A 19,448-nucleotide genomic window follows, 5' to 3' on the forward strand; every position below is an offset into this window, starting at 1 on the left:
CGATAGCGGAGTCGACGCGTTCTCGCTGTCCCGTCGAAACCGCAGGTGAGGACCCCTGAGAGGGCCCGATATCACGACTCATGGCGCGGTGGGGTCCAGGCGATCTGCACCAGCCCGGTGCCCCTCCGCGAGACCAGGACACCGCGTCCCGGCGGCTGCTGGGCCGGCCGGACGTTGCCCAGCAGCGCGCCCTCGTCGCGGCTGCCGGACATGATGAGCCCCGGCGTCTGGATCTCGCGCAGACGCTGGATCACCGGGTCGTAGAGCGCCCGCCCGGCCCCGCCGGAACGGCGCGCGAGAACCAGGTGCAGACCGACGTCCCGCGCCTGCGGGAGCAGTTCGAGAAGCCGGTGCACGGGATTCGGCGAACCGCCCGCGACCAGGTCGTAGTCGTCGACGAGGACGAACATCTCCGGGCCCGTCCACCAGCTGCGGGCGCGCAGCTGCTCGGGTGTCACGTCGGGCCCGGGAAGCCGCTGCTTGAAAGCCCCGTAGACCCCGCCGAGCAGCTCGTCGGCGGTGCTCGCCGAGGCGACGTAACCGGTGAGGCGGTCCTCGTCGATCTCGCCGAGCAGCGAACGCCGGTAGTCGACGACGAGCAGCCGGACGTCGCGCGGCCCGTAGCGGGTGACGAGCTGCTTGGCGATGGTCCGCAGCAGGTTCGTCTTGCCCGACTCGCCGTCGCCGAAGGCGAGGAAGTGCGGTTCGTTGGCGAAGTCGAGGGTGACCGGCGCGAGATGGCTCTCGTTGATGGCGAAGGGGATCATCGCCGTGCTCGGATCGGGTGCGATGTCGGCGACCGAGAACCGCGCCGGGAGCAGCCGCACCGCCGGGGCCGGGGCTCCCGTCCAGGCCTTGGTGACACGCGTGACGAGGTCCTGCACACCGTCGGCGAGGTCCTCATTGGACGAACGGCTGTCGACCCGGGGCAGGGCGGTCAGCATCTGCATCTTGTCGGGCGTCAGGCCGCGACCGGAGGCGCGCTCGGGGACGTTCCAGGCCGAACGGCGGTCGATCTCCGACTCCGAGGGATCGCCGAGCCGCAGTTCGAGCTTGGTGCCGAGCAGGTCGCGCAGGGCCGGGCGCATGTCGGTCCAGCGGTTGGTGGCCAGCACCAGGTGGACGCCGTAACCGAGACCGCGCTGGGCGATCGCGGTGACGTCGTCGATGAGCTCCTCGAAGTCGGAGCGGACCGTCGTCCACCCGTCGATGATCAGGAACGCGTCGCCGAACGGGTCCTCGGTGAACTCACCGGCTGCCTTACGACGGCGGTAGGCGGCCATCGAGTCGATGCCGTGTTCGGCGAAGAGCCCCTCGCGCTCGTCGAGGAGCGAGGACATCTCGGCGACCGTCCGGCGCATCTTGTTCACGTCGCGGCGGCCCGCGACACCACCGACGTGCGGGAGCGCTTCGAGTCCGCGCATGGTGCCGCCGCCCAGGTCGATGCAGTAGAACTGGACCTGTTGCGGCGTATGGGTCAGCGCCAGCGAGCAGACCATCGTCCGCAGCAGCGTGCTCTTGCCCGACTGGGTGCCGCCGACGACGGCGAGGTTGCCGCCCGCACCGGCCAGCTCGATCATGAGCAGGTCCCGGCGCTGCTCGAAGGGCCGGTCGACGATGCCCAGCGGCACCGCGAGGGCGCCCTGCCCGGCCCAGCCCGCCGGGGACAGGCCGCGGGCGGGATCGACGCGCAGGTCCGGGTAGAGGTCGGACAGGGCCGGCGACTCCGACAGCGGTGGCAGCCACACCTGGTGCGCCGGCGGGCCCTGCCCGGCGATGCGGTTGGTGATGACGGCGAGCATCGAGTTCTTGACGATGTCGTCGGGGTTGTCCGGCTCGTCGTCGTCGACGGCCTCGATCAGTTCGGGCGCCTCGGGAAGCGGCATGTGGCCGGGCCTGAACGGCACCATGCGCTCGCCTCCGGCGCCGGTGCCGCCGGAGCCGGTCCGCACGCCCCGGTAGAGGCCGGAGACGTAGGCGCTGCGGAACCGCAGCATGGTCTGGGTGTCGATCTTCAGGTAGCCGTGGCCGGGGGCCTGCGGGAGTTCGTAGGCGTCGGCGACGCCGAGGACGACCCGCGATTCCATGGCGGAGAATGTTCGCAGGCCGATGCGGTACGACAGGTGGGAGTCGAGGCCGCGCAGGCGCCCTTCCTCCAGTCGCTGGGAGGCGAGGAGGAGGTGGACGCCCAGGGAGCGCCCGAGGCGGCCGATCATCACGAACAACTCGATGAACTCGGGTTTCGCCGACAGCAGTTCGGAGAACTCGTCGCAGACGATCAGCAGGCTCGGCAGGGGCGCGAGGTCGGCGCCGGCACGGCGGGCCTTCTCGTAGTCGCGTTGCGAGACATAGTTCCCGGCGGCGCGCAGAAGCTCCTGGCGGCGGGTCATCTCGCCGCTGATGGCGTCGGCCATACGGTCGACCAGCGGAAGCTCGTCCTCCAGGTTCGTGATCACCGCGCTGGTGTGGGGCAGGCGATCCAGGGTCGCGAAGGTCGCGCCGCCCTTGAAGTCGACGAGGACGAAGTTCAGTTCCTCCGAGGAGTGCGTGATCGCCAGGGCCGAGACGATCGTCCGCAGCAGCTCCGACTTGCCCGAACCGGTCGCGCCGATGATCAGGCCGTGCGGGCCCATCCCGCCCTGTGCCGCCTCCTTCAGGTCCAGGAAGATCTTGGCGCCCTGCGGATCGAGGCCCAGCGGGATGCTCAGCCGGTCGGCGGTGGGCCGGTTCGGGCGCCAGATGACGCGCGGGTCGAGCACGCCGACGTCGCCGACCCCGAGCAGCTCGGGCAGTTCCGCCGAGACCGCGAGGGGTTCGCTGGCGCTGGTCACCGCCGAGGGCCGGAAACGCGAGAGGCGACGGGCGATCGCCGCGGCCTGCACCTCGCTGAAGGTGTCGGGACGGCCGAGGGGGGTGCGCCGTCCCCGGAGGAACATGTCCAACGTGGACTCGGTGACGTCCAGGCGCAGCAGCCAGTTCCCGGCGTGCCGCGGCACCATCCCGGACAGGTCGAAGACGGTGACGCCCGCCAGACCGGGACCGGCCAGGTCACAGTCGGCGTCGACGTCGCCGCCGTCGAGGAGCACGATCACGTGCGGCGTCTCGGCGAAACTGCCCTGGTCCACCCCGCCGCGCGCCCGGTCGGACAGCTCGTCGGCGAGCAGCGCCTCCAGCTCGCTCATCGTGTCGACGATGAGGCGCCGGGGCCCGGCGGCGTCGGGCAGACCGTCGAGCTGGGCGTGCGGGAGCCATTTCAGCCAGTCCCAGCGCGCCATCCGCTCCGGCGCGGCGACCACGGCGATGCGCAGGTCCTCCGGCGAGTGGAAGGTCGCGGCCTGGCAGATCATCGCGCGCATCAGGTCGTCGGCGTGCTCCTGCTCCCCGCGGAGCGCGATGCGCCGGAAGGCCCGCAACTGCAGGGCCATCGGCATGTTCGGCAGGGTCGAATGGGCGCGCACGAAACGCCGGAGGGCCAGGGCGCTCATGGGTTCGAGGTCCTCGACGGGTTTGGTCTCGGGCGTGCTGATCCCGACGGCCATGCGCTGGGTCCCCATGGCCAGGCGCAATTCGACGAAGTCGGCGTCGGTGTGCCGGCGCTCCCACAGGCGCGAGGAGTTCACCATCGTCCACAGCGCCGCCGGTGCCGGGTGCCGCCACTGGATCGACTTGCGCTGCTGCGCCGCCGCCCGCCGGATCCGCCGCCTCGCCTGTGCCAGGTAACGCATGTAGTCGCGGCGCTGGGCGGTCTGCTCGGCCTTCTTCTCGCCCGATCCGCCGCCCATGAAGGAACCCATGAACATGCCGACCATCGACAGGCCGAACAGACCACCGACGACGAGCGTGAGCACACCGCGGTTGCGGCCGCTGTAGAGGACCATCATCGCCGCGACACCGGCGATCATCGGCAGCATCATCAGGATCTGGGCGACACTGCGGGGTACCGGGACCGGCAGGTCAGGCGGTGGCTCCAAGGCCAGTTCGCCGTCGGGCATGGGCGGCCCCTGGGGGCGGGGCGGCCGGGTGAACACGACTGTACTCATTGGACCCTGCTCGTGGGAGACGACGGGAAACGGGGTGCTTCAAGAGAAGAAAAGGGGGGTGGGGGTGCCTGCATCGTATGGCTTCGAACGATTTCCGTGGGGGCACCGAGAAGCGGGCCCGCCCGTTTCGAGGGTCAGCGGGAAAGGGGGTCGGCTCGGTACGCTCCTCCCGCGCGAACCCCCTGCTAGGAGAAGCCACCATGACGGTCACCAGCGAGCTGTGCCGGGTCACCATCGTCGCCCCGCACACCCGGATGGACATCGCCCTGCCCAGCCACGTGCCGCTGGCGGAGTTGCAGCAGGACCTGCTGCACTACGCCTCCGGCGGTCCCGACGCCATGGACCTGGCCGACGCCGGTGCGGCCAAAGGCGGGTGGGTCCTGGCCAGACTGGGCAAGTCGCCGCTCAACCCGGACCTGTCCCCCCGCCAACTGGGCATTGTGGACGGTGAGGAGCTGTTCCTCACGCCCTACAGCCAGACCGGGCCGGAGATGGTCTTCGACGACGTGATCGACGCCGTCGCCACCGCCGCCGGCGAACGCGCCGGCCGCTGGAGCCCCGCGACCTCACGGGTCTTCGGGATCGGGCTCGGCACGGTCGCGCTGCTCGGCGGGGCCGCCGCCGCGCTCACCACCGGCGGAACGGTCGCGCTGTGGACCTCGCTGGCGGTCGGCGTCGCGCTGCTACTGGCGGCCGTGGTCATGGCACGGGCCCTGGGCAGCACGAAGGCCGCGACGGTGTTCGGGCTGGTCGCGCTCGCCTACGGCTTCAGCGGCGGCGCGCTGCTGCTCGCCGACGGCCTGTCGATGACGACGTTGCGCGCGCCTCACCTGCTCACGGCGGGGACGGTGTTCACGGTCTTCGCCGTCGTCGCCGGGATCGCCGTGCCGCGCTCGACGCCGATCTTCCATCCGGCGGCGATCTGCGGTGTCGCGCTGACCGTCGGCGCGGCCCTCTGCGCCTTTCTCCCGTCCACCGTGGTCACTCCGGGCAGGGCGGCCGCCGCGGTCGCGGTCATCGCGCTGGCGTTCATGCCCGCGATGCCGATGCTGGCCTACCGAATGGCGCGCCTGCCGATGCCAACGGTGCCGACCTCACCGCAGCAGTTGCGCACCGACAGCGAGACCGTCGACGGCGAGCAGGCCCTCCAGCGCAGTGAACGCGCCGACGAGCACCTGACCGGACTGCTGGCCGCGGTCGCCGTGATCACCGCCGTCGCCGGGGTCCTCATGCCGCTCGACCGTACGGTCGCCGGTTCGCTGCTGACGGGCTGGCTGACCCTCGTCGTGATGGCGCGGGCGAGGGTATTCCTCACGATTCGGCAACGATTGCCGCTGCTGCTGTCCGGCGCCGTCGGCTTCGGATCCCTCGCCGTGACGACGATGGTGACGGGGTGGACGCCGTCGCAACGCCTGCTGATCGTGCTGGGCGGGCTGTTCGCGCTGGCGCTGATCGCTCTGGCGTACGCGCTGAGCATCGCGGGGAAGCGGATCTCGCCGAGTTGGGGACGGCTGCTCGACATCGCCGAGATCGTGCTGATCGTCGGCGTGATCCCGATGGCCCTGTGGGTCTGGGACGTCTACTGGCTGCTGCGGACCCTCCCGGGCTGACCGACGGCAAGCGAAACGGGCCGCCTCCTTGCCGGAGGCGGCCCGTTTCGCTTGCCGTGACTACATTCCGACCACCGGCGGCGCGGTGTTCTCGTCGCTGTGCCAGGGGTCTTCGTCCTCGGTCAGCCAGGTCTCGGTGTCCTGCGCGCCGCCACCGTGCGCGCCACCGCCGTGGCCGCCGCCCATCGGGCCGAAACCGCCGCGCCCGGCGCCGCCCGCACCGGCCCCGCCGACCGCCAGCACGCCGCCACCGGCGCCCACCGGACCCGTCGGCGCCGAGATGCCCGTCCCGACCGCGGCACCCGTCGGTGTTCCACCGAGACCGCCGCCGCCGAGACCCCCGCCACCGCCGCCGCCCGCACCGGCGAGACCGGTCTCGGGCGGTTCGTAGGGCTTGGGTTCGTAGGGGTCGGGCTCGTACGGGTCGGGTTCGTAGGGATCCGGCTCGTAGGGGTCGGTGCCCGGAGGCTCCTCGGGTTGCTGCTCTTCCTCGGGGGTCTGCTCGTTCTCCTGCTCCGGGGTCTCCTCGGGCTTGGTGTCCTCGGGTTTGGTGTCCTCGGGCCTGGTCTCGGGTTTCGTCTCCGGCTTCGTCTCGGGTTTGGTCTCGGGCGTGGTGGTGGGCTTGGTCTCGGGGGTCCCGGTGTCCGTCGGGCCTCCGGTGGTGTCCTTGTTGGAGGGGGTGTGCGGCTTTTCCTTCTCCTCCTCGGTTTTGGGCTTGCCCGTCTCGGTGGGCTGGTACGGCTCGACCGCCATCTGCTCCTCGGCGTCGGCGTAGGCCTTCTCCAGCTCCTGCTCGACGGTCGCCGCGGCCGCCTTCCCGACCTCGTACCAGGAATCGACCAGGCCCCCGACGTCGGTGCCCTTCTTCGCCCGTTCCCGCTCGGGGGGCACCCAGACCGGTTTGGCGCCGCCCGCGGGGAACGGCGCCCAGCTCAGCCAGCAGCCCTGCTCGTTCTGATTGATGAAGTCCGCGGCGGCCGCCTTGTAGTTGAGGCTGCCGTTGACGAGACCCTTCTGCTCGCCGGTGGCGCTGCCGACGGCCCGCGAGGTGTTGTAGGCGGCCTCACCGGGGAACCTGTCGTCCTGCGAGGTGCCGGTCAGCGCGGGCATCGGCATCTTCCGCTGAGCCTGCCGCAGCGCGTTCTCGGCGACGCCCAGCCCGACGATCACCGGTCCCAGTGCCTTCGACCGGTCCTGCATCGGCTCGGTCACCTTCTTGAAGGTGTAGTCGCGGAAGGCCTCGCCGGCGTCGCCTTCCCAGCCTGTCCCGGACTTCGCGCCGGGCCGGCTCTCCGAGATCAGGCTGAACCCGCGGTCGGTCGCCGCGTCGAGGCCCTCGCTGAACTTCACCACCGAGGCCGCCGTCTGGCCGATCTTCTCCGGATCGCCCTTGATGACGATCCGCCAGACGTAGTCCTCCCAGTTCGTCTTCGGCATGACGTCCCCTCCTACTGCGGCTTCACGGTGGTCGTGGACGGCTTCGGCTGCTCGTCGAGCATGGCCTGCACCTCCGTGACGAGACCTTTACTGACCTTCTCGGACTCGGCGTACTTCTCGCCGACCTGGGGCAGCGTCGACTTGAGGTGCTTCAGCGATCCGTGCACCTTGTCGACGTCGGTGAAGACGTTGTCCAGTGAGGTGCCCAGGGCGCGCATGATCGCCGCGCCGCCGACGCTCTGCCCGAACATGCCGCCGTCGGCGTTCATGCCGGGGTTCTTCGCGGGCGCCCCGGCGGCTCCGTCACCGATCTTGGCGCTCAGCCCGAAGACGTTCGGGCGGATCGCCTCGGCGGCCTCCTTCACCGCCCGGTCGCCGACGTCGGTGGCGATGTCCCCGGCGGTCCGGCCGAGATGGTCGAAACTCGTGGTTCCACCGTGGGCGATGAACCGGCGGCCCTCGGGTTTCGGCTCCCTCCGGCCCGGAGGGACGTACGGATTGTCGGGATCAGGCATGGTCGCCTCCGCTCGGCTCGGTCGTGGACTCGTCTGCTCGCCCGCTCACCCTCACCACCCGCCCCCGGTCAGTGCCGAGGCGTAGGTCGCGGGCCCCTGTTCCCCGTCGCAGCGGCGGAGGCGGACGCGGTACATGTGCGCCAGCTGGAGCAGGCGCGCACAGATCTCCTCGATCTGCTCCTCGTCGCCGGCGAGGCGGATGAGGCACTGCACGTCGAGGCGCGGGTCGTGGCGGCGCTGGTTGAGACGGCGCAGGTTCACCGAGACCGTCGTGAAATCGGCCGGCAACTCCGTCACCGACGTCCACAGCCGGCGAACGAGGCCGGGCTCGGCGATCCGGCCGTGCAGGGCGTACGTGACCTGGCTGAGGGTGCCCACACGCCAGGTGTCCCAGTGCTCGGCGACGTCGTCGGCGACGGCCGCGGCGACGGTCTCGCCGCCGATGGACTGGCGCAGCGCGCGCGACAGCTCGGCCTCACCGAGGGGCCGCAGCCGCACGCCGATGCCCTCGGCGCCTTTCGTCAGCCGGCTCACCGTCGAGGTGAGGGCCCGGTGGACGCCCTGCTCCCCGCCGCCGCGACCGGCGGCGACCGGCGCGGCGTCGCGCACGTCGAGGCGCGCCACACACCAGCTCTCCCGGTGCGCCACCGTCTGAAAACCATCGAGAAGCTCCCTATAGGACTGTGCACAGGGGACGTCGTGGTCGAGGCCGGTGCTCGGCGCGGGCACCGTCTGGGTCAGCATCTGCAGACTCGACACCGGCGCGCCGCTGTGCGCCAGGACGCCCGCGAGCACCTCGAAGACGGCGGCCTGCGACTCGGCCGTGTCGACCGCCATCGCCGAGTACCAGCCGGATCCGTCGAAGGCGACGCCCAGATTCCCGCCGCGCTCGGTGATCGTCGCCAGTCTCGGGCGGGGTCCGAACTCGGCGAGGCCGTCGGTGACGGCGACCGTCGCGAGCTCCCGTCCGGCGGCGAGACGCCCGTCGACGCGCCTGCGGCGCCGCAATCGTTGCCATACCGTGACCGACGCGTACCACCAGCGGCCCCCGCTGCGCCCGAAAGTGACCACCAGGACCACCAGGGCGACGGCCGCCACGGTGATGAACCAGGGGCGCGGCAGACCCGTCGCGAGGAGCGCCCCGGCGCACATCAGTTCCAGCACGATGAGCTGCGCGGCGGTGAACACACCGACCCTCACTCGACTCCCCGAAGTGGTCGCCATCAGCCGAGATCCTTTGCGGTCGCGGGGAACTGGACGAGAGGCCGACACACCGGCGAAAGGTGTCCGCGGGCACGTCGAAGAAGGCCTTCGACGAACGCGTCGGCCCACGTGAAAGTCACGTTAGCGGTAAGTTCCCCGCGAAGTTGTCCCATCACTTTCGAGGGAGCGGCCCGCCATGCGGACCAGACGAGAACAGGTGCAGGCACAGCGATTCGTGATCCGGCGGATCGTGTCGGCGATGCTCAGCGCCAACCCGGAGTCCCTCGAACTGCCGATGCGGCGCATGGGTCTGTCGATCCTCGGCGGGGCCATGGCGGCGGTGCTCATCGCGGTCGGCTTCTTCGTCGTCGGATTCCTGTTCCCCGGCGGCGCCACGGCCTGGAAGGAGAACGGGACCATCGTCATCGAGCAGGAGACCGGCGCCACCTACGTGTACAACCAGGGCACGCTCGTCCCGATGCTCAACTTCGCCTCCGCCCGGCTGTTCGTGGAGTCGGACGCCCCGAAGGTGATGACGATCCGGCAGAAGTCGCTGGAGAACACCCCGCGCGGCAACCCGATGGGCATCGTCGGCGCACCGGAATCGGTGCCGGACAAGAAGTTCCTGCTCACCATGCCCTGGCAGGTGTGCAGTGCGGTGTCCCCGGCCGCCGAGAACAGGCTCGCCACCCGCGTGATCCTCGGCGCCGCGACCGATCCGGCCAGCGACCTGGCCGGGCGCGCGGTCCTGCTCACCACCGCCGGCCAGTACTACCTGCTGTGGAACGACCGGCTCTACCAGGTCCCCGAGCAGGACCGGACCCTGCCCGCGATCGGCATGTCGACCGCCGACGCCGTCGAGGTCACTCCCCTGCTGCTCAACGCGATCGAGACCGGGCCGGTCCTGTCGATCCCCATCGCCGACGCGGGCCGGCCCGCCCGCGAACTCGGTGGGGAACCCCGCGTCAACGGCGACGTCTTCAAAGTCGAGACGCGCTTCTACGTCCTCGACGCCGCCGGACTCCACCTCATCGGCGAACTCGCCGCGAAGATCCTCGGGTGGACCGAAGGCGGTCCGCAGCTCAGCGCCGCCGACGTGACCGCCAACCAGAGCGCCACGCCGGTCGAGCCGGAGCGCTTCCCGCAGACCGTGCCGCAGCTGGCGCCGATCGACCGGGATCAGAGCATCGCCGTGTGCGGTGCCCACAGTGGACAGGCGACGGCCAACGGGACCGCGTTCAGCGCCCAGGTCCACTCCCCCGTCACCGGAACCCTCACCGAGGGCGTGCCCCCGACCGTCGCCGGTACCGACCCGACCAAGACCGCCGAGTACGTCTGGCAGCCCGGCGGAACCGGCGTCCTCGCCCGCGCCATCGCCGCCGACGGGAACACCGGCGGAACGGTCTACCTCGTCACCAACGGCGTGAAATACGCCCTCACGCCCGACGCGGTCACGCGCCTCGGATTCGGTGGATCCGAACCGCAGCCGGTGTTCGAGTCCTACCTCGCGCTGGTCCCGTCGGGGCCCGCGCTGACCGCCCTTCCGGTCATCTGAGCAAGATCCACTAGGGGACAGCCGCACCATCCACTTTGTTCTATCCTGGCGCCCACACTCCTCATTTCCAGGGAGGCAGCACATGTTGGGTCCCACCGCGGCCGACGGCGTCATCGACGTGAACATCGACGCGCTCGAAGAGTTCATGCAGATCTTCGAGCAGCTCCAGGCGCTACAGACCTCCGCCCACGGGTCGGTGCACAGCACGAAGGCGGCGGGCCTCGGACAGTTCGAGGACGCCGTCACGGTCGCGACCGAGCATGCCCGGCTGCGCACCGAGCACATGGCCCGCCTCAAGCGGCTCCTCGCCGCGCTCAAGGCGTCCGAAAGGGCCACGGCGCAGGTGATCGTCGACTACGAGGAGTCCGACAACGTCGCCAAGACGAACATGAACTCGTTCCTGGCGACCCTCACCCCCGGTCCCGGTGTCGTCGGCACCGGCGACGCGCCCGGCATGATCGCCGGTCACGGCCCGAAGGAGGCCTAAGCCATGGGCTCATACGACGGCATGTCCTACGAGGAGCTCGTAGCGGCGTTCAAGTCCATCGACATCGCCCCCGTCCGCGCCAGCGCCGGATCCTGGAACCAGGCCAACGGCAAGACCGCCGACCTCGGATCCCTGCTGGCCAAACGCCTGTCGGCGCTCATGCACGACTGGAAGGGCGCGGCGGCCGGGGCGTTCAGCGAGTACATGGACGACATCCACAAGTTCTGCGCCAAACTCGCCGCCGACGAGGCCGAGATGAGCGCCGGCATGGCCGAACTCGCCGCCGACGGCGCCTCCTACAAGGCCAAGGCCGAGGCCCTGCTCAACCCGCCGCCGAAGAACGCCAAGGAGAAGGAGAAGGTCCGCAAGGAACTCGCCAAACTCCTCGGCGAACTCGGCGGGAAGTACCGGGGCAGCGAGAAGAGCTACTTCCGCACCCCGACGAAGGCGCCCGCGAGCCTCCCCAAGGACGACGACTTCGTCCAGGACGAGCCGCTCGACGTCGTCGACACCTACGAAGGCACCCCGGATCCCTTCCAGGAAACCGGACCGCCGCCCGGGACGACCCCGCTGCCGCCCAGCCCAACCGAGCCCGTGCCCTACGTGCCCGTCCTCGAAGGCGGCGGCAGCGGAGAAACCGGCCTCGCCTCGGCCGCACCCGCCGCGCTCGCCACCCCCGGCGGACTCGGCGCCGGCGGCGCCCCCGGCTACTCGCCGGGCATGTCGGCGACCGGCCTCAGCTCCGCCATCGGGCCCGGCATGGCGATCTCGCCGAGCACCACGCCCACCCGGACCGGATCCGGGCTCTTCGGCGGAAGCGGCGCCGCGCACCGCGGCCGGCCCGTCGAAGACGAAGAGGACGAGGGCAACCGGACGTGGCTGACCGAAGACGAGATGGTCTGGGGCAACGCCGAAGGGACGCCGGCGCCGGTGGTGGATCGGCGGGGGTAGTGGGCGGTGGTGCGGGTGAAGGCGCGTCGGCCGCCACGCCTCAAGCGGCGGAGTTCGACCTCGCGTGCCGTTCGGCCGGGCGGCTGAGCCGCCCGGCCCCGGCCCTCAGCCTCGGACCTTCTCCACCCTCACCCTCACCACAACGCCGTCCCCCGCCTCACCGCTGAACGCGTCGGCTGCCAAGGGCGCGAACTCCAGCGTCGAGGTCAGCGTCTCGCCCGTCACGAACTCGTGGTGGGTCTCCACCGCCGCCCGGACGTCGGCCGGCAGGTCCGCGGTGAGCGCGATCCGGTCCGACACGTCCAGGTCCGCGTCGCGCCGGGCCATCTGCACGACGCGCACCACGTCGCGCGCCAGCCCTTCGGCGGCGAGTTCCTCCGTGACCACGGTGTCCAGCACGACGACGCCGCCGTCGCCGGGGAGGGTCGCGGTTCGGTCGGCCGCCTTCGCGACCCGCGTCAGCTCGTACTCCCCTTCGCGCAGCTCGACTCCGCCGGCGGTGACGACGTCGTCGGCGACCGACCAGTCACCGGCCTTCACGGCCTTGATCACCCGCTGCACGTCCTTGCCGAGGCGGGGACCGAGGGCTCGTGGGACGAGGCTCAGCGTGCGCTCGGAGTAGTCGCTCAGGTCCTCGGTGAACTCCACCGACTTGACGTTGACCTCGTCGGCGATGAGGCCCGCGAAGGGACGCAGCCGTTCGGCGCCCGGCGCGGCCACCGTCAGCGACGCCAGCGGCAGCCGCACTCGCAGGCGCGTCGACTTGCGCAGCGACAGCGCCGCCGAGCAGACCTCGCGCACGGCGTCCATCGTGCGCACCAGTTCGGCGTCGGCGTCGGCGGCGCCGAATTCCTCGCGCGACGGCCAGTCGGTGAGGTGCACCGAGCGGCCGCCGGTCAGGCCGCGCCAGACGTCCTCGGTGAGCAGCGGCAACAGAGGCGCGGCGATCCGGCAGACCGTCTCCAGAACCGTTGACAGCACGTCGAACGCGCGCCGGTCGCCCTGCCAGAACCGGTCCCTGGAACGGCGCACGTACCAGTTGGTGAGCGCGTCCAGGAACGCCCGCACCGACTGCGCCGAACCCGACAGGTCGAAGGCACCCATCCGCGCGTCGACCTCGTCGCGCAGGACGAGGGTCTTGGCGAGGATGTAGCGGTCCAGGAGATGCTCGGAGGCCAGCGCGCCCGACCGTGCCGAACGCGGTGTGGCGTCGTAGCCCTCGGCGTTGGCGTAGAGGGTGAAGAAGTACCAGACGTTCCACAGTGGAAGCAGCACCTGCCTTACCGCGTCACGGATCCCGGCCTCGCTGACGACCATGTCGCCGCCGCGGACGACTGGCGAGGAGACCAGCAGCCAGCGCATCGCGTCGGCGCCGTAGCTGTCGAAGACCTCGTAGACGTCGGGATAGTTGCGCAGGCTCTTCGACATCTTGCGGCCGTCGTCACCGAGCAGCGTGCCGTGCACGACGCAGTCGCGGAACGCGGGCCGGTCGAACAGGGCCGTGGCCAGCACGTGCATCGTGTAGAACCAGCCGCGCGTCTGCGGGGTGTACTCGACGATGAAGTCGCCCGGGTAGTGCTGCTCGAACCATTCGCGGTTGTCGAAGGGATAGTGCACCTGCGCGAAGGGCATCGAGCCCGACTCGAACCAGCAGTCGAGGACCTCCGGCACGCGTCGCATCGTCGAGCGGCCCGTCGGGTCGTCGGGGTTGGGGCGGGTCAGCTCGTCGATGAAGGGCCGGTGCAGATCCGTTGGGCGGACCCCGAAGTCGGCTTCGAGCTCGTCGAGCGAACCGTAGACGTCGACGCGCGGATGGGCCGGGTCGTCGGACACCCACACCGGGATCGGCGAGCCCCAGAAGCGGTTGCGGGAGATGGACCAGTCGCGGGCGCCTTCGAGCCACTTGCCGAACTGGCCGTCCTTGATGTGCTCGGGCGTCCAGTTGATCTCGCCGTTGAGGGCGACCATGCGCTCGCGGAACTCGGTGACCGCGACGAACCAGCTGGACACGGCCTTGTAGACCAGCGGCGTGTCGCAGCGCCAGCAGTGCGGGTAGGAGTGCGTGTAACCCTCGTGGCGCAGGACGACACCGCGCCCCTTGAGTTCGGCGACGATCGGCTTGTTCGCGTCGAAGACCTGCATCCCCTGGTACGGCGGGACCAGGGCGGTGAAGCGGGTGTGCTCGTCGACGGTCATCACCGTCGGGATGCCGACGGAGGCGCACGCGTTCTGGTCGTCCTCGCCGAAGGCGGGCGCCATGTGGACGACGCCCGTCCCGTCCTCATCGGACACGAAGTCGGCGGCGATGACCTGGAAGGCGTTCGGGGTGTCGGCGAGGAAGCCGAACAGTGGCGTGTAGCGGCGCCCGGCGAGGTCGCGGCCCTTGAGTTCGGCGACGACGGTCGCCTCGCCCAGTTCCCTTTCGTAGGCGGCGAAGCGGGACTTGCCGATGACGTAGCGGGTCCCGTCGAGTTCGACGACGAGATAGTCGAGGTCCGGGCCGACGGCGGCGGCGAGGTTCGACGGGAGCGTCCAGGGCGTCGTCGTCCACACGAGGAGCCGCTCGCCGGTGTCGAGTTCGAAGCCGACGGTGAGGGCGGGGTCGGTGCGGTCGCGGTAGACGTCGTCCATGCGCGTCTCGGTGTTGCTCAGTGGTGTCTCGCAGCGCCAGCAGTAGGCGAGGACGCGGTAGCCCTCGTAGATCAATCCCTTGTCGTGGAGGGATTTGAAGGCCCACATGACGCTTTCCATGTAGTCCAGGTCGAGGGTCTTGTAGTCGTTGGCGAAGTCCACCCAGCGGGCCTGGCGGGTGACGTAGCGTTCCCATTCGCCGGTGTAGCGGAAGACGGATTCGCGGACGGCCTCGTTGAACTTGCCGAGGCCGAGTTCGAGGATCTCGGCCTTCGTGGAGATGCCGAGTTGCTTCTCGGCCTCGACTTCGGCGGGCAGGCCGTGGCAGTCCCAGCCGAAGCGGCGTTCGACGCGGCGGCCGCGCATGGTCTGGAAGCGGGGGACGGCGTCTTTGATGTAGCCGGTGAGGAGGTGCCCGTAGTGGGGCAGTCCGTTGGCGAAGGGCGGTCCGTCGTAGAAGACGAACTCGTTGGCGCCGTCGGACCCGGCGGGCCGGCGGTCGATCGAGGCCTGGAAGGTCCCGTCGGCATCCCAGAAGTCGAGGATGCGCCGCTCGACCTCGGGCAGCTTGGGACTCGCGGGCACCCCCCGCGTCGGGTCGTCCTTGGGATACGCGGCCACGACTGGCTCCTTCGTCTCTCGCACACCTGCAACCGGTGCGAGGACGAGCCGAAGCCCGCGGTACCACCTCGCTTGACGCCGTTCCGGTGGAACGCCGTCCGCTCATCGAACGGCTGTGACGGGCCGCACCCGTCCGGATCTACTGGGGCGCCGCGGGCGCCTGTTCTGCCGGAGGCTCACCGGTGATGGCCGGGTCGTAGCCGTGCTGGGGCCAGTGTAGCGGGAGGTTTCGGGCGGAGCCGGGTGGTTTTTGGAAGGCGGCGGGGACCGGGGGGGCAAAGGTTCAGGTGCGAGCGCGAGGCGTGGCGGTGCCGGCCGCAGCGAGTCGGAGAACACCGGGCCTCACAGAACGGTGGACACCGCCGCGTAGTGACAAGCCACTTCCGTCCCGCTGTACCGGTACTTCAGCTCGGGCACCTCGTCGATGCACCTCCGTCGCCGGATCGTCGACAGTTCGTTCTCGAACTTCGGGCACCGGGTCCGGAAGCGGCATCCGGACGGTGGCTCGACGGCGCTTGGCACGTCTCCCGCCAGGATCACGCGGCGTCTGCGCCGTTCTCTGCGCGGGTCGGGCACCGGGATCGCCGACAGGAGTGCCTGCGTGTACGGGTGCGCCGGTGCTTCGAACACCGAGCCGACATCGCCGACCTCGACGATCTTTCCCAGGTACATGACGGCGACGCGGTCGGCGATGTGGCGGACGACGGACAGGTCGTGTGACACGAAGAGGTAGGCGAGTCCGAGCTCTTCCTGCAGGTCTTCGAGGAGGTTGATGACGCCGGCCTGGATGGACACGTCGAGGGCGGAGACGGGTTCGTCGAGGATGAGCACCTTCGGGCGCAGCGCGAGGGCGCGGGCGACGCCGACGCGCTGTCTCTGCCCGCCGGAGAACTCATGGGGGTAGCGGTTGCGGTGTTCGGGGTCGAGTCCGACGGTCGCCATGAGTTCTCGGACGGCTTCCCTTCCGCCGTAGGGGAACTGGCCGTGGACGCGGAGGGGTTCGGCGATGATCTCGAAGACGGTCATCCGCGGGTCGAGTGACGCGTAAGGGTCCTGGAACACCAGTTGGAGGTCGCGTCGCAGCGGCCGCATCTTCCGGCGGGACAGGCGGGTGATGTCGCGGCCCCGGTAGCGGACCTCGCCCGCGGTCGGGCGGATCAGGTTGAGCAGGAGGCGCGCGGTGGTCGACTTGCCGCAGCCCGATTCGCCGACGAGGGCGAGGGTCTCCTCGGCGCGGATGTCGAGGGAGACGTCGCAGACGGCGTGCACCTCCCCGACCTTGCGGCGGAGCATTCCCCTGCCGCGCACGGGGAAGTGCTTGACGAGGTTCCTGGCCGACAGGACCGGCGGCACGGCCAGTTCGCTCATGTGCCCTCCCTTGTGGACTGTGGCGCGCCGGGGTCGGCGGCGACGGGGGCGAAGAGGTCCGACGGGGCGACTCCGGCGAGGCGTTCGGCGAAGTGGCAGGCGGCGGTGCGGGGCCCGCCGTCGACGGGCCGCAGTTCGGGTTCCTCTTCCCGGCAGCGGGTTTCGGCCATCGGGCAGCGGGGTGCGAAGGGGCAGCCGGGCGGGAGGGTCACCATCGACGGCGGCGCCCCGAGGATCGGTGTGAGCCGGTGGTCGCGGGCCCGGTCGAGGCGCGGGAGGCTGCCCAGAAGCCCGAGTGTGTAGGGCATCCGGGGTGCGTAGAAGATCTCGTCGACGTCGCCGCCTTCGACCATCTTCCCGGCGTACATGACCACGACCCGGTCGACGTGCCCGGCGATGACGCCGAGGTCGTGGGTGATCAGGACGAGGGCGGCGCCGGTCGCGGCGCGGGCGGTCTCCAGCGCTTCGAGGACCTGCGCCTGGACGGTGACGTCGAGGGCCGTGGTGGGTTCGTCGGCGATGATGATGTCGGGGTCGTTGGCCATGGCGATGGCGATGACGACCCGCTGGCGCATCCCGCCGGACAGCTCGTGTGGGTAGGCGTCGATCTGCCTGCGCGGGTTGGGGATCCCGACGACGCCGAGCAGCTCGACGGCCCGTTCGCGGGCGGCGTCGCGGCCGACGTCGTTGTGCACGAGCACGGCCTCGGCGAGTTGTTGACCGATCGTGTAGACGGGGTTCAGGGAGGTGAGCGGGTCCTGGAAGATCATCGCGATCTTGTTGCCGCGCAGAGCACTGAGCCCGGCGTCGCCGAGCCCGAGCATCTCCTGCCCGAGGAGCCGGACGGAGCCGCCGGTGCGGGCGGTGCGCGGGAGCAGGCCCATCGCGGCGAGCGAGGTGACGCTCTTGCCGGAGCCCGATTCCCCGACGATGCCGACGGACTCGCCGCGGTGGACGCGGTAGGTGACCCCGCGGACGGCGCGGACGAGCCCCGCGTCGCCGGGGAAGGCGACGGTGAGGCCGGCGACGTCGAGGACGGTCCCGTCGCCGGGCGGCTCGGGGCCGTCCGTGTCGAAGGTCATCGCCGCACCATGGTCTGGCGCGGGTCGAGCGCGTCGCGCAGCCCGTCGCCGATGAAGTTGACCGTCAGGCAGATCACGATGATGAACACCCCCGGGAAGTAGAAGAGCCATGGCCTGGTGAAGGCCGCCGAGGTCGCCGAGCTGATGAGCAGCCCGAGGGAGGTGTCCGGTGGCTGGATTCCCAGTCCCACGAAGGACAGTCCGGCCTCGGCGAGGATCGCGGTGGCGACTTCGAGGGTCGCCGCGACGATGATGACGCCGGTCGTGTTGGGCACCAGGTGGCGGAAGATGATCCGCGGGTCGGAGGCGCCGACGGCCCGGGCTGCTTCGATGAACTCCTGTTCCCGCACCGACAGGACCATGGCGCGCACGACCCGGGCGGTGCCCATCCAGCCGACGAGTCCGAGGATCACCGCGATGTGGAACCACGTCACTCCCCCGCGGACGGCTCCCGACAGTGAGGCCGCGACGGCGAGGAAGGGGATGACGAAGATGACGTCGACGATCCGCATCATGAGCGTGTCGATCCAACCGCGGTAGAAGCCGGCGACCGCGCCCCACACCGAGCCGATGCCGGTGGCCAGGACGGCGACGGTGAGCGCGACCTTCAGCGACTGCTGGGTTCCGCGCATCACCTGCGCGAGGACGTCGTTGCCGGCGCGGGTCGTCCCGAAGGGATGGTCGGCGCTCGGGGAGGCGAGGCTGGGGATCTCGCGGTGCAGCAGGTGATCCCACTTCCACACCAGCGGCCCGATGAAGGCGAAGACGATCACGAGCAGGAACAGCACGAGGCTCGCCACGGCGAGGCGGTGCCGCAGGAATCGGCGGAGTACGAGGCGCCACTGGCCGCGCTCGGCCGCGGCGAGCGCGTCGGCATCCAATATGGACGGTATGGGTTCAGCCATAGCGGATCCTCGGGTCGAGTGCGGCGTAGAGGAGGTCGGCGGCGAGGTTGGCGGCGACGACGAGGGATCCGGCGAGGACGAGCCAGCCCATGACGGCGTAGGAGTCGTTGTTGATGATGGACTCCAGCAGGTATGTGCCCAGGCCGCGCCAGTTGAAGATGAACTCGACGATGACCACGCCGCTGAAGGCTCCGGCGATGGCGAGGGGCGCGAAGGTCGCGACGGGGATGAGGGCGGTGCGCAGGGCGTGACGGCGCATGACGACGTGGTTGCGGAGTCCTTTGGCGCGGGCGAGCCGGATGTAGTCGCTGTTGAGGACGTCGAGCATGGCCGAGCGCTGGTAGCGGCTGGCGGCGGCGTAGCCGGTGAGCATGAGGGCGAGGGTGGGCAGGATGAGGTGCCCGGCGATGTCGCCGAGGTTCTGGCCGAGGGTGAGGTCGCGGGTGTCGGGCGAGGTCGCGCCGATGGTGTAGAAGATGGTAGTGCCGACGCGCTGGTTGACCCAGATGCCGGTTTCCTTGATGAGGGCGGCGAGCCAGAAGGTGGGCATGGCCAGGGCGAGGAAGCCGATGAAGGTGAGGGTGTAGTCGGTCTTGCGGTACTGGCGGACGGCGCTGACGACGCCGGTGATGATCGCCAGGCCGATGGCCATGAACACGGCGATGAGGACGAGCCGGAGGGTGACGAGGAAGCGGGCGCCGATCTCGCCGCCGATGTCGTGGCCTTCGGCGCGTACCGAGGGTCCCCACTCGCCTTGCAGGAGTCCGATGTCGCCGTGGCCGCCGATCCCGGTGAGCCACAGCCAGTACCGCTCGGGCATGGAGCGGTCGAGGTAGAGGCGTTCGCGTTCGGCGTCGATGGTGGCCTGTGGGACCGTGCCGTCCGATGTGGACTGCTGGAGTCGCAGGATGAGGTCGGCGATGGGGTCGCCGCTCAGGTCGACGAGGGCGAAGGCCAGCATCGAGGCGGTGATGAGGATCGGGACCGCCAGCAGCAGCCGGCGGGCGATGTAGGCGTACATCGTGGGGGACCTCCACAGTGCC

13 protein-coding genes are annotated in these 19,448 nt (G+C 70.4%); 4 read left to right on the forward strand and 9 right to left on the reverse strand.

Going from position 1 to position 19,448, the window contains the following annotated elements:
* Nucleotides 1-71 precede the first annotated feature (71 nt).
* Nucleotides 72-4,040, reverse strand: coding sequence for a type VII secretion protein EccCa (gene eccCa / locus HNR73_RS03480; RefSeq protein ID WP_184785802.1), 3,969 nt, complete (start codon nucleotides 4,038-4,040; stop codon nucleotides 72-74).
* Between the two features lie 200 nt (nucleotides 4,041-4,240).
* Here eccCa and eccD point away from each other — a divergent pair, with 200 nt between their 5' ends.
* Nucleotides 4,241-5,650: a type VII secretion integral membrane protein EccD gene (gene eccD, locus HNR73_RS03485; protein WP_184785803.1), complete on the forward strand. Its 1,410-nt coding sequence runs from the start codon at nucleotides 4,241-4,243 to the stop codon at nucleotides 5,648-5,650.
* A 60-nt stretch (nucleotides 5,651-5,710) separates the two neighbouring features.
* On the opposite strand, the gene HNR73_RS38955 is transcribed toward eccD, so the two are convergent.
* From HNR73_RS38955 to HNR73_RS03500, 3 genes are read right to left on the reverse strand one after another with little or no spacing between them, the layout of a single operon-like run.
* Nucleotides 5,711-7,087, reverse strand: coding sequence for a WXG100 family type VII secretion target (locus HNR73_RS38955; protein ID WP_203685914.1), 1,377 nt, complete (start codon nucleotides 7,085-7,087; stop codon nucleotides 5,711-5,713).
* A gap of 11 nt (nucleotides 7,088-7,098) precedes the next feature.
* Nucleotides 7,099-7,602, reverse strand: a complete 504-nt coding sequence (locus tag HNR73_RS03495) for a hypothetical protein (protein ID WP_184785804.1) — start codon at nucleotides 7,600-7,602, stop codon at nucleotides 7,099-7,101.
* 51 nt (nucleotides 7,603-7,653) lie between these two features.
* Complete coding sequence (locus HNR73_RS03500) at nucleotides 7,654-8,826, reverse strand: type VII secretion protein EccE (protein WP_184785805.1); 1,173 nt, start codon at nucleotides 8,824-8,826, stop codon at nucleotides 7,654-7,656.
* Between the two features lie 175 nt (nucleotides 8,827-9,001).
* Here HNR73_RS03500 and eccB point away from each other — a divergent pair, with 175 nt between their 5' ends.
* The 3 genes from eccB (at nucleotide 9,002) to HNR73_RS03515 (ending at nucleotide 11,798) form a co-directional block, all read left to right on the forward strand.
* A complete protein-coding gene (eccB, locus tag HNR73_RS03505; protein ID WP_184785806.1) occupies nucleotides 9,002-10,360 on the forward strand; it encodes a type VII secretion protein EccB in 1,359 nt (452 codons plus the stop codon).
* A gap of 82 nt (nucleotides 10,361-10,442) precedes the next feature.
* Nucleotides 10,443-10,847, forward strand: coding sequence for a hypothetical protein (locus HNR73_RS03510; protein ID WP_184785807.1), 405 nt, complete (start codon nucleotides 10,443-10,445; stop codon nucleotides 10,845-10,847).
* Nucleotides 10,848-10,850: 3 nt separating this feature from the next.
* Nucleotides 10,851-11,798, forward strand: a complete 948-nt coding sequence (locus HNR73_RS03515) for a WXG100 family type VII secretion target (protein WP_184785808.1) — start codon at nucleotides 10,851-10,853, stop codon at nucleotides 11,796-11,798.
* A 105-nt stretch (nucleotides 11,799-11,903) separates the two neighbouring features.
* Here the strand turns inward: HNR73_RS03515 and ileS are convergent, their stop codons facing one another.
* From ileS to HNR73_RS03540, 5 genes are all read right to left on the reverse strand, one after another.
* Nucleotides 11,904-15,050, reverse strand: a complete 3,147-nt coding sequence (gene ileS, locus HNR73_RS03520; RefSeq protein WP_184785809.1) for an isoleucine--tRNA ligase — start codon at nucleotides 15,048-15,050, stop codon at nucleotides 11,904-11,906.
* Nucleotides 15,051-15,392: 342 nt separating this feature from the next.
* A complete protein-coding gene (locus HNR73_RS03525; RefSeq protein ID WP_184785810.1) occupies nucleotides 15,393-16,418 on the reverse strand; it encodes an ABC transporter ATP-binding protein in 1,026 nt (341 codons plus the stop codon).
* Nucleotides 16,415-17,500 (reverse strand): ABC transporter ATP-binding protein, encoded by a 1,086-nt coding sequence (locus tag HNR73_RS03530; protein WP_184785811.1) that lies wholly within the window; start codon nucleotides 17,498-17,500, stop codon nucleotides 16,415-16,417. The genes HNR73_RS03525 and HNR73_RS03530 overlap by 4 nt, the downstream gene beginning before the upstream one ends.
* Nucleotides 17,497-18,405, reverse strand: coding sequence for an ABC transporter permease (locus HNR73_RS03535; RefSeq protein ID WP_184785812.1), 909 nt, complete (start codon nucleotides 18,403-18,405; stop codon nucleotides 17,497-17,499). The genes HNR73_RS03530 and HNR73_RS03535 overlap by 4 nt, the downstream gene beginning before the upstream one ends.
* Nucleotides 18,398-19,426, reverse strand: coding sequence for an ABC transporter permease (locus HNR73_RS03540; RefSeq protein WP_184785813.1), 1,029 nt, complete (start codon nucleotides 19,424-19,426; stop codon nucleotides 18,398-18,400). The genes HNR73_RS03535 and HNR73_RS03540 overlap by 8 nt, the downstream gene beginning before the upstream one ends.
* Nucleotides 19,427-19,448 lie beyond the last annotated feature (22 nt).

The organism is Phytomonospora endophytica (assembly GCF_014202425.1).
Classification (GTDB): Bacteria; Actinomycetota; Actinomycetes; order Mycobacteriales; family Micromonosporaceae; genus Phytomonospora; species Phytomonospora endophytica.